Genomic DNA, 12,428 nt, shown 5'->3' with positions numbered 1-12,428 from the left:
GGAGGAAACACCATGATTTCGCGGCGGGAAACGCTCCGTTTGACGGCTCTCGGGACGGCAGCGTTTCTTGGCTCGCACGCCATTGCCGCCTCCGCCGCGTCCAAGGTCCGCATTGGCGTGCTGAAGTTCGGTACGGTGAGCTGGGAGCTTGACACGCTGAAAAAGCGCAAGTTCGACGCGGCCAACGGGATCGATCTGGAAGTCATCTATTTCGCCGGCGAGGATGCGACCAATGTCGCCCTACTGGCCGGCGCGATCGACATGATCGTGACCGATTGGCTGTGGGTCTCGCGCCAGCGCTCGGCCGGCGGCGATGTCACGTTGGCCCCCTATTCGACGGCCGTCGGGGCGATCATGGTGAAGGACGCATCGCCGATGCGCACGATCGCCGACCTCAAGGGAAAGAAGATCGGCGTCGCCGGCGGGGCCCTCGACAAGAGCTGGCTGCTGATACAGGCGCTGGCCAGGCGCGATCACGGCCTTGACCTGCCGGCGATCAGCGATGTCGTCTTTGGCGCGCCGCCGCTGATTTCGGAAAAAGCAATCCAGGGCGAACTCGATGCGGTGCTCAATTTCTGGCATTTTTGCGCCCGGCTCGAGGCCAACGGCTTTCGCCGGCTGATCGGCGCCGACGATGCGGAAAAGGCGCTCGGCGCTGCAGGCCCGGTGTCCGCGCTCGGCTATGTGTTCCACGATAAATGGGCGAACGACAATCCGCAGGCAGTCCGCGGCTTCCTCAAGGCTTCCGCGCAGGCCAAGGATCTGCTGGCAAGGTCCGACGAAGAGTGGCTGCGCCTCGCGCCGATCGTCCGCGCGGATGGCAAGGAACTGGCAAAGCTGCGCGACCGCTATCGCGAGGGCATCCCCAGGCGGCCGGTCGCCGAGGAAGCGGCCGATGCCGGCAGGCTCTATCGTGTGCTGGCCGGGATCGGCGGCGAAAAGCTGGTCGGCAGCGCGCCGGACATGGCGCCAGGCACGTTCTGGCAGGAGCCTCCGAAATGACTGCAAGAGACGCCGGCGATCGCAAGCCTGGCGACACCGCTTCCAGCCGCTCCGGCCCTGCAGCGGCGCTGATGCCCGCGCTGACGGTGATATTCTCTCTGCTCGGGCTTTGCCTGCTGTGGGGCCTGGCGGCGAACGCCTGGCCGAGCCGAGCCCTTCCAGGGCCTGGACAGGTCTGGCAGGTATTGCTGAGAGAGGCGGCGAGCGGCGACCTTTTCTACCATCTCGGCGTAACCCTCGGCCGAGTTGCCGCGGCATATGTCGTTGCGATGATTGTCGGATCGGTGATCGGTATTCTCCTCGGCAGCTACCGCGGCGCGGACCGGTTCTTCAATCCCTGGGTGATCCTGTTCCTCAATATTCCCGCGCTGGTAATCATCGTGCTCGCCTACATCTGGTTCGGCCTCAACGAGGTGGCGGCGATAGGCGCGGTTGCCGTGAACAAGATCCCGAATGTCGTGGTAACCATGCGCGAGGGCGCCAGGGCGCTGGACCCGAGTTACGCCGAAATGGCGACCGTCTACCGGTTCGGTCCCCTCGACCGCGTTCGCCATATCCTGCTGCCGCAGCTGCAGCCTTATCTGGCCGCCGCCTCGCGTTCCGGCATCGCGCTCATCTGGAAGATCGTTCTGGTGGTCGAACTGCTCGGCCGCTCCAACGGTGTGGGCTTCCAAATCTATCTCTATTTCCAGCTTTTCGACGTCGCTGCCATTTTGGCCTACACGCTGGCTTTCGTGGCGGTGATGCTCGTCGTCGAACTTCTTCTGGTGCAGCCCGTTGAACGACATGCAACCCGTTGGCGCCGTCGCCCCGCTTAGGGTCGACATCGCCGAAAAGACCTTCAGGTCCGCGCAGGGCGTCTCGGTCACGGCGCTCAAGAACCTTTCCTTCGAGGTCCGGCAAGGCGAATTCGCTTGCCTGCTCGGACCATCGGGCTGCGGCAAGACCACGACGCTGCGTATTCTGCTTGGGCTCGACAAGCAGTTTTCCGGGTCCTTTCATCTGCCTGAAGGCGGCTCGAACCGCATAGCCGCCGTATTCCAGGAACCCACCCTGCTGCCCTGGCGGACGGTGGAGCAGAATGTCAGGCTGGCGCTGCCGAAAGACCTGCGAACGAAAAATCTCGACGGGCTGTTTGACACTCTCGGTCTCGCCGGCATGCGCTCGCTCTATCCGGCGGAGCTTTCGCTCGGCCTTGCGCGAAGGGCAGCAATCGCGAGAGCCTTCGCCACCGAACCGGCGGTGCTTTTCCTTGACGAACCCTTCGTCTCGCTCGACGGGCGGACCGCCGAGCAGCTCCGGCACCTGCTTCTTGCGGTATGGTCGGCCCGGCCTACGACCGCCCTGATGGTGACGCACAACCTGACCGAGGCCCTGACGCTGTCGGATCGCATCATCGTGCTCGCGCCGCGGCCCGCGCATGTGCTCGGCATTTTCGACGTAGCGCTGCCCCGGCAGCACCGCAGCCCGGAGGCGACGAGCGACCTTCTGCGGTCGTTCCAGCAGAAATTTCCGGGCGTGACCTGATCGCCCAGCGGGCGCGAAATGCCCTTGAAGAGCGACGCGTTAAAGCATGTCTCCCGAAAGTGGGAACCGGTTTCGGGACAAAGACATGCGTAAAATCAAAAGCTAAAGCGCATGGAGCGAATCCGAACGATCGCGACGCGCTTTAAAGCGTACGGAGCGAATCCGAAGGATCGCGACGCGCTTTAGAAGCAACGCACGTCGGCTTCCGCCTGCGCACGCTTCAACTCCGTACGCGCGGCTTTCGCCGGCGCGCTTTCGCGAAACAGGCCTGCATTCTCGCCTGTCGTCAGAGACATGCTCTTGAAGGTCTCGGCCCTCTCATAATGGTCGTAAGGCAGGATCGAGGCGATGACATCGATCGAGCAGGAACAACTCTCCAGCGCCTGACGTGTCTGGCCATTCGTCTGCATGCAGCCGAGCACATAGTCGACGACCGTCGCCGTCGGGTAGTCTCCCGCGGTGCCTGCTGGGTTTGCAAGGACCATTGTCGGCGAAAAGAGGAGCGGCAGGATCGAAAATCCAACATATCTGACCATGAGAAATTCCTCCGGTTGCCCGAGCGCCGTGCAGCGAGCCATCATCGTCGCGCCAAGTTGGCGACATGCCGCGAGCCGGGTCAACCTCTCATTGCCGCCGTATAGGACCAAAGGAGGAATGCCCTGCCCACCGGCAACAGCGGATCAGGGCAGCCTCGTGATCCCTCCCCGCACTCATCTTCCTGGCTTCTTTTCGGCCCTCGCTCACTACCGGGCAACCAAAGATGGCCTCGCCAACAAATTCAGTAAAATATGCTGAAATAAAGTTCAATCATATCATTCCATGAATATGGAAAGGTGAGAATTTTATATACAGCATGACATGGCTGAAGCCGTTCGGCGGACCGTTGCCGGGATTATTTTTTACCATTCTTCTTTATATTGCGTTGCAGCAAATTGATGACGCAATGCAATATGCCCACGGGGGTTTTTCCTTGCCTGGCATTTTGCGATGACATAGCCTTACCTTGTTTCCGGCTTCAAGGACGTCGCCGTAACAAGGGAGCGGCGGCAGTCTTTCGTAGGCCAATTGGGCGGGTGCAGGCTAGGCTGAATGGGTGGAGGGCAGAAATGTGCCTCTACTGGTTAGTTTAGGTCGTGACACGCTGCCGGAAATACTTCCCAAATGAATCGCTTGGACTGCCCTTTATGGGTTTAACAATCGATTCTCGTCGTTAACCTGGGAGGATATTGATGCGCGCACTTACGCAAGCTACCTACATTGTAACGGCCTCGACGCTACTGTCGTTCGGCGCGCTCTATGCGGCGTCAGCCAACGAAGAGCTCGCGAAGATGGCCGAAAACCCGAAAGACTGGGTGATGCAGACGGGTGACTACGCCAACACCCGCTATTCGAAGCTCAAGCAGATCACGAAGGAGAACGTGAAGAACCTGCAGGTCAAGTGGACCTTCTCGACCGGCGTGCTGCGCGGCCACGAGGGTGGACCGCTGATCATCGGCGATGTGATGTATGTTCACGCGCCCTTCCCGAACACCGTCTACGCTCTCGATCTCAACAAGGACGGAAAGATCCTCTGGAAGTACGAGCCCAAGCAAGACACGAACGTCATTCCGATCATGTGCTGCGACACGGTCAATCGCGGCGTCGCCTACGGAGACGGCAAGATCATTCTCAACCAGGCCGACACCACCGTCGTTGCGCTCGATGCCAAGACCGGCAAGGTCGTGTGGTCGGTCAAGAACGGCGAAAACACCGACGGCGGAAAGGGTGAATCCGGGACGTCGGCGCCCGTGGTCGTCAAGGACAAGGTTCTCGTCGGCGTCTCCGGCGCGGAATTCGGCGTCCGCGGCTGGTTGGCCGCCTACAATCTGAAGGATGGCAAGCTCGCCTGGAAGGCCTATTCGGAAGGTCCGGATGCAGACACCCTGATCGATCCCGAGAAGACCACTCAGCTTGGCAAGCCGGTGGGAAAGGACTCCGGCACGAACACCTGGGAAGGCGAGCAGTGGAAGACCGGAGGCGGCACGACCTGGGGATGGTATTCCTATGATCCGAAGCTGAACCTCGTCTACTATGGTACCGGCAATCCCTCGACATGGAACCCGGTCCAGCGCCCCGGAGACAATCGCTGGTCGATGACCATCTTTGCCCGTGATGCCGACACCGGCATGGCCAAATGGGTCTACCAGATGACCCCACATGACGAATGGGACTATGACGGCATCAACGAGATGATCCTCGTCGACGGCATGGAGGTCAAAGGCAAGAAGCATGACGTGCTGGTGCATTTCGACCGCAACGGCTTCGCCTACACCATGGATCGCGCCACCGGCGAACTTCTCGTCGCCAAGAAGTACGATCCGGCGGTGAACTGGGCGACGGAAGTCAACATGGACCCCAAGAGCAAGGAATATGGCCGCCCGCAGGTCGTGGCGAAATATTCGACCCAGCAGAACGGCGAAGACACCAACTCGACGGGCATCTGCCCAGCAGCACTTGGAACCAAGGACCAGCAGCCGGCCGCCTACTCGCCGAAGACCGGCCTGTTCTACGTGCCGACCAACCATGTGTGCATGGACTACGAGCCATATAAGGTGAGCTACACGGCCGGCCAGCCTTATGTGGGCGCCACGGTGTCGATGTATCCCGCGCCTGGCGGTAACGGCAATATGGGCAACTTCATCGCCTGGGATGCTGCCAAGGGCGAGATCGTCTGGTCGAAGCCCGAGCAGTTCTCGGTGTGGTCGGGCGCACTGGCGACCGCCGGTGACGTGATCTTCTACGGAACGCTCGAAGGCTATATCAAGGCAGTCGATGAGAAGGGCAAGGAACTTTACAAGTTCAAGACTCCGTCCGGCATCATCGGCAACGTCACTCCCTTCGAGCATGACGGCAAGCAGTACATCGCCGTTCTGTCCGGCGTCGGTGGATGGGCCGGCATCGGCCTCGCCGGCGGGTTGCTGTCACCCGATAACGCCGCTGCCTGGCATGGCGCCGTCGATCAGGGCCGCGCGCAAGGCGATCAGGCCGCGGTCGTTGGAACCGCCGGTCTGGGAGCAGTCGGTGGCTACGCAGCACTTGCCGACTATACGACGCTGGGCGGCCAGCTGACCGTCTTCGGTCTTCCGGACTGATATCCGGAAACGGCCTTAGGGACCGAAGACCTGAAAATACGAGAGCCCGGCTGCCCGGAGGTATTTCCGGGCTCTCGATTTGCCGCGCACCCGAAACATCGATCAGCGCCGCGGCGCGGCGGCAACCCTTTGTCCTTGGCAAAAAAAGGAAGCGTCTGAATGTTTGTTCGCATTGCAATTTCCGTTCTCGCCCTGGCTCTTCTGCCTCCGGCCGGCTCAAGTCTGGCGCGGGCTGAGGACAGCGCAGACAAAGCCAAGGCGGTGAAGGAAGAGGGCGGCAAGTATTTGGACGCGGATGGAAATCCAACCTACAAGATCGAAAACGGAACCGTGGATTGGTACACGTTCAGCGGTTATCGCCGCTATCACTCGGACTGCCATGTCTGCCACGGACAGGACGGAACAGGTTCGAGCTACGCGCCGGCCCTGGCGAACAGCTTGAAAAACATCGACTACCCCACTTTTCTCTCGATCGTCGCCCAGGGCCGCAAGAATACCGCCAACGGCAAGGAAAACGTCATGCCTGCCTTCGGCGACAACAAGAACGTCTATTGCTACCTGGACGATCTCTACGTCTATCTGCGTGCCCGCGCGGATGGCGCGGCACCCCGTGGAAGGCCGCCCAAGCACGAAGACAAGGCTCAAGCGGCGAAAGATGCCGAAAAATCCTGCATGGGTGGATGACATGAACGTCGGCGCATCGAAACGCGTTGTCTTGCTGATCCTCGGCGCGTTCGCCATGTCGCCGTCGAGCGCCCAGGCGCAAGGCGCGGGCCTCGGGGCAGCGGGCGAACTGGTCGATCCCGATACGCTGCGCGTCTGCGCCGATCCTTCGAACATGCCGTTCACCGACCAGAACGGCCAAGGTTTCGAAAACAAGCTGGCCGAGCTGGTTGCCCGCAAGACGGGAAGGAAGTCGGTCGCCTACACATGGTTTCCGACCGTCATAGGCTTCGTGCGCAACACGCTTGCCGCCAACCGATGCGACCTCATCATGGGCTATGCTCAGGGCGATGAGCTGGTGCAGAACACCAATGCTTACTATCGCTCCTCCTACGTTCTCGTGCATCCGAAGGGCGACGACCTCGAAGGTGTCGAGACGATCGAGGATCCGAAACTCACCGGCAAGAGGATTGGCGTCGTCGAACGCACGCCGCCGACTGCCAATATGGCCGCCAACAAACTCCTGCGAACGGCAAAAATCTACCCGTTGTCCGTCGACACGCGCGTCACCCCGTCGATGGGAGAGGTCGTGATCAAGGACATGCTTGCCGGCAAGATCGACGCGGCAATTTTATGGGGGCCGATGGCGGGCTACTATGCCAAGCAACTCAATGCGAATGTTGCGATCGTCCCATTGGTCAAGGAAAAGACCGGCTCGCGCATGTCCTACCGCATCACCATGGGGGTACGTCCATCCGATCAGGAATGGAAGCGTACGCTCAACAAGGTGATCCGAGAGAACCAGGCAGAGATCAACAAGCTCCTGCTCGACTACAACGTGCCGCTGATCGACGAGCATGACAACGCGATCACGGCGGCGCCAGGGTGACATATAGGTGTGAAACTGGACAGATGATGGAGAGAAGGAACGATCTTGAGATAGATAATTGTGCTTTGCTCATTTGCTTTTGGTTGTTTGAGAACCCATTGTTTCATTTGTCCATTTGTGAGGTGATGGACGAGCCATTGCGTTGCCCGCAATGGCGCAAACGACATGACCGGCCCCTTCGGGCTGGCAGAAGAGGAGAATGCCATGAAGAAGAAGAGCTGGAAGAAACCGACCATGTGCCAGGTTGCTGCGGGCTTCGAAATTTCGCGGTATCTGCCTGCTGAAATTCCTCCCAGGAAGTAGGCCGCAAAGGTGCATGTCCCTGGCAACAGGGGCATGCACCCCTTGCCGCGTGAGGTCTTGGCGACGGGCTTTGCCGTGGGAAACGCGGGCGCGAAGCCGTTTGCCATCGTGAATTTGCTGCCGGTCAAATGGGCCGCGGAGCAGGCATTGTCATGCGCGTGAAGATCATCGGATCGGCGGCGGGAGGCGGCTTTCCGCAATGGAACTGCAATTATCGCCTGAGCCGTGCGGCTCGCGCCGGAATGCCCGGCGTGCATTCACGAACCCAATCATGCATTGCCGTATCGGCGGACGGAGCAGGCTGGGTTCTCTTCAACGCGTCGCCCGACGTTCGCCAGCAGATTGCGCAGACGCCTGAACTGCAGCCCGCAGCCGACGCGCCGCCGCGTTCGACGCCTATCCGCGCGGTGGTGCTGACCAACGCCGACGTGGATCATATCGCCGGCCTGCTCAGCCTGCGCGAACGACAGCCTTTCGCAATCTATGCGACGGCGCAGGTGCTGGCGACGCTGGCGGCGAATTCGATTTTCAATGTTCTCGACCCAGCGATCGTGCCGCGGCGCCTCCTGGCGCCAACGGAGGAACTGGCGATCCGCGATGCGGACGGCCACGAGACCGGTGTGGTCGTCGACGTCTTTCCCGTGCCCGGAAAGATCGCGCTCTATCTCGAGCAAAGAGGCGATCCCAGCGCCGATTTCAGCTCCGACACGGGTGACACGATCGGAGTCCGCATCACCGGGGCCGGCAGCCGCGGCGCTGTCTTCTACATCCCCGGCTGCGCGCGCATCGATGCCTCCCTGCGTACTCGCGTACGCGATGCCGCCTGTCTTCTGCTCGACGGCACCGTCTACACGGACGACGAGATGATCGTTGCCCGCGTCGGCCAGAAAACCGGTGCGCGCATGGGGCACATCGCGATGTCCGGAGAAGCGGGTTCGATTGCCGGCTTGGCCGATTTGAGGATAGGCCGCCGCATCTTCGTCCATATCAACAACACCAATCCTGTTCTCGACGAGAATTCCGCCGAACACGCGGCAGTCAAAGCCGCTGGCTGGGAAGTCGCCAGCGATGGGATGGAGATGGAATTTTGAGCGATTTCCGCGATGCGGCCGCAGGTGGCCTGTCCAAGACCGAACTCGAGGCCGTGCTGCGGCGGGTCGGTGACGAGCGCTATCACAATCGTCATCCTTTCCATCACAGAATGACCAGTGGCGACCTGTCGAAGGCCGAAATGCAGGCCTGGGCGCTGAACCGCTATTGCTACCAGGCCGTCATTCCGCGCAAGGACGCCATGATCCTGGCACGTGCCGAGGATCCCGCGTTTCGCGCTGCTTGGCGCAAACGCATCGAGGACCACGACGGCGAGGACGGCTGGAGCGGCGGCATCGCGCGCTGGCTGCATCTGGCAACCTCGCTCGGGCTCGATGCCGAAGCCGTCAAGAGCGAAAGGCTGGCACTGCCGGCGACCCGTTTCGCTGTCGGTGCCTACCTTTCCTTCTGCACGAACCGGACGCCGCTCGAGGCGGTCGCGTCTTCGCTGACCGAGATGTTCTCGCCGCGCATCATCGGCGAACGGGTGCCGGCGATGCTGGCCAAATACGACTACGTCACCGAGGATACGCTGGCCTATTTCAGCCGGCGGCCCGAGCAGGCATCGCGCGATGCCGACTTCGCCCTCACCTATGTGCTCGGCCACGCCGATACGGCGGAACGCCAGCAGCAGGCGATCGATGCGCTGGTGTTCAAATGTGATATACTCTGGGCCATGCTCGACGCGCTTCAACATGCCTATGGCGCGCCGGGAAACATACCTCCCGGCGCCTTTCGCCCGGAGTCGGCCTGATGATGGCGCCGCGAGAAAGAGCCGTGGTGTCGTTGCAATCCATACCGTCGCTGCCGAAGCATGTGCGCATACAGTACGACCCTGTGAGGCAGGCCTTCGCCGTGCTTTCGCCAGAGAAGGTATTCTGGCCGAACGAGATCAGCCTCGACATACTGCGCCGCTGCGATGGGCGATCCACTGTCGGCCACATCATCGCCCACCTTGCCTCCGACTATGACGCCGATCAGGAGGCCGTGGCGGCCGACGTCATCGCCTTTCTGCAGGAATGGTCGGACAAGCTGCTGGTGAGGCTATGAGCGAGGCCGTTCTCCCTCCGATCGGCATGCTGGCAGAACTGACGCATCGCTGCCCGCTGCAGTGCCCTTATTGCTCCAATCCGCTTGAATTGCTGAAGGCCAATCGCGAGCTCGACACACCGACCTGGCTCGATCTCTTCTCGCAGGCCGCCGATCTCGGCGTTCTGCAGGTGCATCTGTCCGGCGGCGAGCCGACGCTGCGCCGCGACCTCGAGCAATTGATCGCCGGACTTTCGGCGCGCGGTGTCTACACCAACCTCATCACCGCCGGCATCAACATCGCCGATGGCCGCATCGAGGCCTTTGCCGAAGCCGGTCTCGACCACCTGCAACTTAGCTTTCAGGGTGCCCGCCCGGCGACCACCGACCGTATCGGCAATCATATCGGCAGCCATGAAAAGAAGCTGGAGACGGCACGCCGCGCCCGCGCGGCCGGGCTGCCGCTCACCATCAATGCGCCGATCCATCGTCACAACATCGAGGAAGTGCCGGAATTCATCGATCTGGCTCTTTCGTTGGGCGCGGAGCGGCTCGAGATCGCCAACGTGCAATATGCCGGCTGGGCGCTGGCCAATCGCAATGCGCTGATGCCCGAACGCGCCGCGGTCGACCGGCAGGCGGACGCCGTCGCGGCGGCGCAGGAACAGCTGGCCGGCGTCATCAACATCGATTTCGTCCCGCCTGACTATTTTGCCATCTACCCCAAGCCATGCATGGGCGGCTGGGCGCGCGATGCGTTCATGGTGGCCCCGGACGGCACGGTGCTGCCGTGCCATGCCGCGCAGACGATTCCTTCGCTTCGCTTCGAGCGCTTCGGAGAGCGCACGCTTGCCGAAATCTGGACCGATTCACCAGCATTCAATGCCTTCCGCGGCACCGAGTGGATGCAGGAGCCGTGCCGAAGCTGCGAGCGCCGCGAGGTCGACTGGGGCGGCTGCAGGTGTCAGGCGATGGCGATTGCCGGTGATGCCGCGGCTACGGATCCGGCCTGCATCAAGTCGCCGATCCACAAGCACATGACCGACGCCGCGCTGGCAGGGGCAGCGCCGGAGAGAAACGGCGCGGAACGCTTCATCTTCCGGCGGATCGGCGCCACAACCCGACCCGACAACGAAAGGCACGCTGCGCGCTCCCTGTAATGCAAGCTCACGCCGAAACCCTTCGCAAAGTCCGTACGGTTTCCGTTAAGAGTTTTCGTAAAACCAAATACTTATAGCGGTTCGGCGCTTCCTCGAATGGCAGCCTGAGCAGGATAGTGTCCTTGAGGTGATGTAGCTCGGCGGCGCCTTTGCCTGATGTCCACCGGGCCTTGTCCGAGACTGTTGTCGTGGGACAAGCAGCACGAAAGTTCCGTCGCCGGCTGACCGGCCCAGAAATCTTTCCGGCCTTGATCTGGCGACGCCGGCGACGGCGTTGACCTGCATCAAAGCCGTGCGGCCCGGCGCTTCTACTGTGCGATCGACCAATTCAACGGAGATCGATTATGGCAAAGACAATGAAGGCCGCGGTGGTCCACGCATTCGGCAAGCCGCTGACGATCGAGGAAATGCCGATCCCCGAGCCGGGGCCGGGAGAAGTCCTGATCAAGATCATTGCCAGCGGCGTCTGTCACACCGACCTTCATGCGGCGAGCGGAGATTGGCCGGTCAAGCCAACGCCTCCATTCATCCCGGGCCATGAAGGGGCCGGCATCGTCGCCGCCTTGGGGCCAGGCGTCACCGGACTTAAAGAAGGTGACCCTGTCGGCATCGCCTGGCTGCACGACGCGTGCGGTTGTTGCGAATATTGCGGCACCGGGTGGGAAACGCTGTGCGAGCACCAGCATATGAGCGGCTATACGGTGAATGGCAGCTTCGCCGAATACGCCATCGGCAGCGCTCCGTACGTGGCGCGATTTCCCAAGAATGTCGATTTCGCCGAGATGGCGCCGATCCTCTGCGCAGGCGTGACCACCTACAAGGGCATCAAGGAGACCGAAGCCAAGCCGGGCGAATGGATCGCTATTTCGGGGATCGGCGGTCTCGGGCACGTCGCGGTGCAATATGCCAAGGCAATGGGTCTGCATGTGGCCGCGCTCGATGTGACTGACGAGAAACTGTCCCTGGCGCGCCAGCTTGGAGCTGACGCTGTCATCAACGCGAAATCGCCCGACGCGGCGGCGCAGGTGGTCAAGGCGACCGGCGGCGGCGCTCACGGCGTGCTGGTTACCGCCGTTTCGGTGCCGGCCTTCTCACAGGCCCTGCAGATGGTCAGACGCAAGGGCACGATCAGCCTGAACGGCCTTCCGCCCGGCGAGTTTGGTACACCGATCTTCGACGTTGTGCTGAAGCGTATCACGATCCGAGGGTCCATCGTCGGTACGCGCAAGGATTTGGCGGAAGCCATTGAGTTCGCATCCGAAGGCAAGGTCAAGACACACATTCACAGGGCGAAGCTCGAAGACATCAATACGATCTTCGATAATCTCGGAGCCGGGAAGGTCGACGGCCGCATGGTGATGACGCTGTAGTTTTTGCCATGGGACGAGGCTGCGAAAGCCGTCTCGTCCCGAAATGTCCGCGATGGCAGATGTTCGACGAGATGTTCGTCGTCACTGGGCTTTCGCCGCAGTTTTCGAGCCTATCTCGTTAAGCCGCCAAGCCCGCCATTCCTCCGCGATCTGGTACCCGCTGCTTGGCCGCGGTGGCCCACTTTTTTTGCCGCCGGGTAGAAGCTTCGTCTCCAACCCGGGACAACACCGTCATGACCCATCAGCTTTTCGGCCCGCAAGCACA

The 12,428-nt window shown here is 61.4% G+C and carries 13 protein-coding genes; 11 read left to right on the top strand and 2 right to left on the bottom strand.

Annotated features, from left to right (window positions below; translation table 11 throughout):
• The first annotated feature begins 12 nt into the window (after positions 1 to 12).
• The 3 genes from P9236_RS24625 to P9236_RS24615 all read left to right on the top strand — a co-directional run bounded on the left by P9236_RS24625 (position 13) and on the right by P9236_RS24615 (position 2,529).
• Positions 13 to 1,002 (top strand): ABC transporter substrate-binding protein, encoded by a 990-nt coding sequence (locus tag P9236_RS24625; RefSeq protein WP_278077211.1) that lies wholly within the window; start codon positions 13 to 15, stop codon positions 1,000 to 1,002.
• Between the two features lie 71 nt (positions 1,003 to 1,073).
• Positions 1,074 to 1,820 (top strand): ABC transporter permease, encoded by a 747-nt coding sequence (locus P9236_RS24620; RefSeq protein ID WP_278077240.1) that lies wholly within the window; start codon positions 1,074 to 1,076, stop codon positions 1,818 to 1,820.
• Complete coding sequence (locus P9236_RS24615) at positions 1,789 to 2,529, top strand: ABC transporter ATP-binding protein (RefSeq protein WP_278077239.1); 741 nt, start codon at positions 1,789 to 1,791, stop codon at positions 2,527 to 2,529. The genes P9236_RS24620 and P9236_RS24615 overlap by 32 nt, the downstream gene beginning before the upstream one ends.
• Positions 2,530 to 2,711: 182 nt before the next feature.
• On the opposite strand, the gene P9236_RS24610 is transcribed toward P9236_RS24615, so the two are convergent.
• Positions 2,712 to 3,065 carry a hypothetical protein gene (locus tag P9236_RS24610; protein ID WP_278077210.1) on the bottom strand — a complete coding sequence of 118 codons (354 nt, stop codon included), beginning with the start codon at positions 3,063 to 3,065 and terminating at the stop codon, positions 2,712 to 2,714.
• A 693-nt stretch (positions 3,066 to 3,758) separates the two neighbouring features.
• Between P9236_RS24610 and P9236_RS24605 the strand changes: the two genes are divergently transcribed.
• From P9236_RS24605 to P9236_RS24595, 3 genes are all read left to right on the top strand, one after another.
• Entirely contained in the window at positions 3,759 to 5,660 is a 1,902-nt protein-coding gene (locus P9236_RS24605; protein WP_278077209.1) for a methanol/ethanol family PQQ-dependent dehydrogenase, read from the top strand.
• Positions 5,661 to 5,819: 159 nt separating this feature from the next.
• Complete coding sequence (locus tag P9236_RS24600; protein WP_278077208.1) at positions 5,820 to 6,344, top strand: c-type cytochrome, methanol metabolism-related; 525 nt, start codon at positions 5,820 to 5,822, stop codon at positions 6,342 to 6,344.
• 1 nt (position 6,345) lies between these two features.
• A complete protein-coding gene (locus P9236_RS24595) occupies positions 6,346 to 7,212 on the top strand; it encodes a substrate-binding domain-containing protein (protein ID WP_278077207.1) in 867 nt (288 codons plus the stop codon).
• Here the strand turns inward: P9236_RS24595 and P9236_RS24590 are convergent.
• Positions 7,155 to 7,622: a hypothetical protein gene (locus P9236_RS24590; RefSeq protein ID WP_278077206.1), complete on the bottom strand. Its 468-nt coding sequence runs from the start codon at positions 7,620 to 7,622 to the stop codon at positions 7,155 to 7,157. The two genes, P9236_RS24595 and P9236_RS24590, sit on opposite strands and share 58 nt — an antisense overlap.
• 45 nt (positions 7,623 to 7,667) lie before the next feature.
• Here P9236_RS24590 and pqqB point away from each other — a divergent pair, with 45 nt between their 5' ends.
• From pqqB to adhP, 5 genes are all read left to right on the top strand, one after another.
• Entirely contained in the window at positions 7,668 to 8,606 is a 939-nt protein-coding gene (gene pqqB, locus P9236_RS24585; RefSeq protein WP_278077203.1) for a pyrroloquinoline quinone biosynthesis protein PqqB, read from the top strand.
• Positions 8,603 to 9,358, top strand: a complete 756-nt coding sequence (gene pqqC / locus P9236_RS24580; RefSeq protein WP_278077202.1) for a pyrroloquinoline-quinone synthase PqqC — start codon at positions 8,603 to 8,605, stop codon at positions 9,356 to 9,358. The genes pqqB and pqqC overlap by 4 nt, the downstream gene beginning before the upstream one ends.
• The gene (pqqD, locus tag P9236_RS24575; RefSeq protein WP_278077201.1) at positions 9,358 to 9,654 is read left to right on the top strand and encodes a pyrroloquinoline quinone biosynthesis peptide chaperone PqqD; all 297 of its coding nucleotides are present in this window, start codon (positions 9,358 to 9,360) and stop codon (positions 9,652 to 9,654) included. Before pqqC ends, pqqD begins: the two co-directional genes overlap by 1 nt.
• Positions 9,651 to 10,793, top strand: a complete 1,143-nt coding sequence (pqqE, locus tag P9236_RS24570; RefSeq protein WP_278077200.1) for a pyrroloquinoline quinone biosynthesis protein PqqE — start codon at positions 9,651 to 9,653, stop codon at positions 10,791 to 10,793. The genes pqqD and pqqE overlap by 4 nt, the downstream gene beginning before the upstream one ends.
• Positions 10,794 to 11,137: 344 nt before the next feature.
• A complete protein-coding gene (gene adhP / locus P9236_RS24565) occupies positions 11,138 to 12,163 on the top strand; it encodes an alcohol dehydrogenase AdhP (RefSeq protein WP_278077198.1) in 1,026 nt (341 codons plus the stop codon).
• Positions 12,164 to 12,428 lie beyond the last annotated feature (265 nt).

Source organism: Mesorhizobium sp. WSM4884 (genome assembly GCF_029625675.1).
Lineage (GTDB): Bacteria > Pseudomonadota > Alphaproteobacteria > Rhizobiales > Rhizobiaceae > Mesorhizobium.
This window is presented reverse-complemented; position numbering and strand designations above follow the sequence as displayed.

Coding starts and splice junctions, on each gene's coding strand:
- adhP (WP_278077198.1), top strand. CDS start 11,138: ATGGCAAAGACAATGAAGGCCGCGGTGGTCCACGCATTCGGCAAGCCG.
- P9236_RS24620 (WP_278077240.1), top strand. CDS start 1,074: ATGCCCGCGCTGACGGTGATATTCTCTCTGCTCGGGCTTTGCCTGCTG.
- P9236_RS24590 (WP_278077206.1), bottom strand. CDS start 7,622: ATGGCAAACGGCTTCGCGCCCGCGTTTCCCACGGCAAAGCCCGTCGCC.
- P9236_RS24615 (WP_278077239.1), top strand. CDS start 1,789: ATGCAACCCGTTGGCGCCGTCGCCCCGCTTAGGGTCGACATCGCCGAA.
- P9236_RS24625 (WP_278077211.1), top strand. CDS start 13: ATGATTTCGCGGCGGGAAACGCTCCGTTTGACGGCTCTCGGGACGGCA.
- pqqD (WP_278077201.1), top strand. CDS start 9,358: ATGATGGCGCCGCGAGAAAGAGCCGTGGTGTCGTTGCAATCCATACCG.
- P9236_RS24595 (WP_278077207.1), top strand. CDS start 6,346: ATGAACGTCGGCGCATCGAAACGCGTTGTCTTGCTGATCCTCGGCGCG.
- P9236_RS24605 (WP_278077209.1), top strand. CDS start 3,759: ATGCGCGCACTTACGCAAGCTACCTACATTGTAACGGCCTCGACGCTA.
- P9236_RS24610 (WP_278077210.1), bottom strand. CDS start 3,065: ATGGTCAGATATGTTGGATTTTCGATCCTGCCGCTCCTCTTTTCGCCG.
- P9236_RS24600 (WP_278077208.1), top strand. CDS start 5,820: ATGTTTGTTCGCATTGCAATTTCCGTTCTCGCCCTGGCTCTTCTGCCT.
- pqqE (WP_278077200.1), top strand. CDS start 9,651: ATGAGCGAGGCCGTTCTCCCTCCGATCGGCATGCTGGCAGAACTGACG.
- pqqB (WP_278077203.1), top strand. CDS start 7,668: ATGCGCGTGAAGATCATCGGATCGGCGGCGGGAGGCGGCTTTCCGCAA.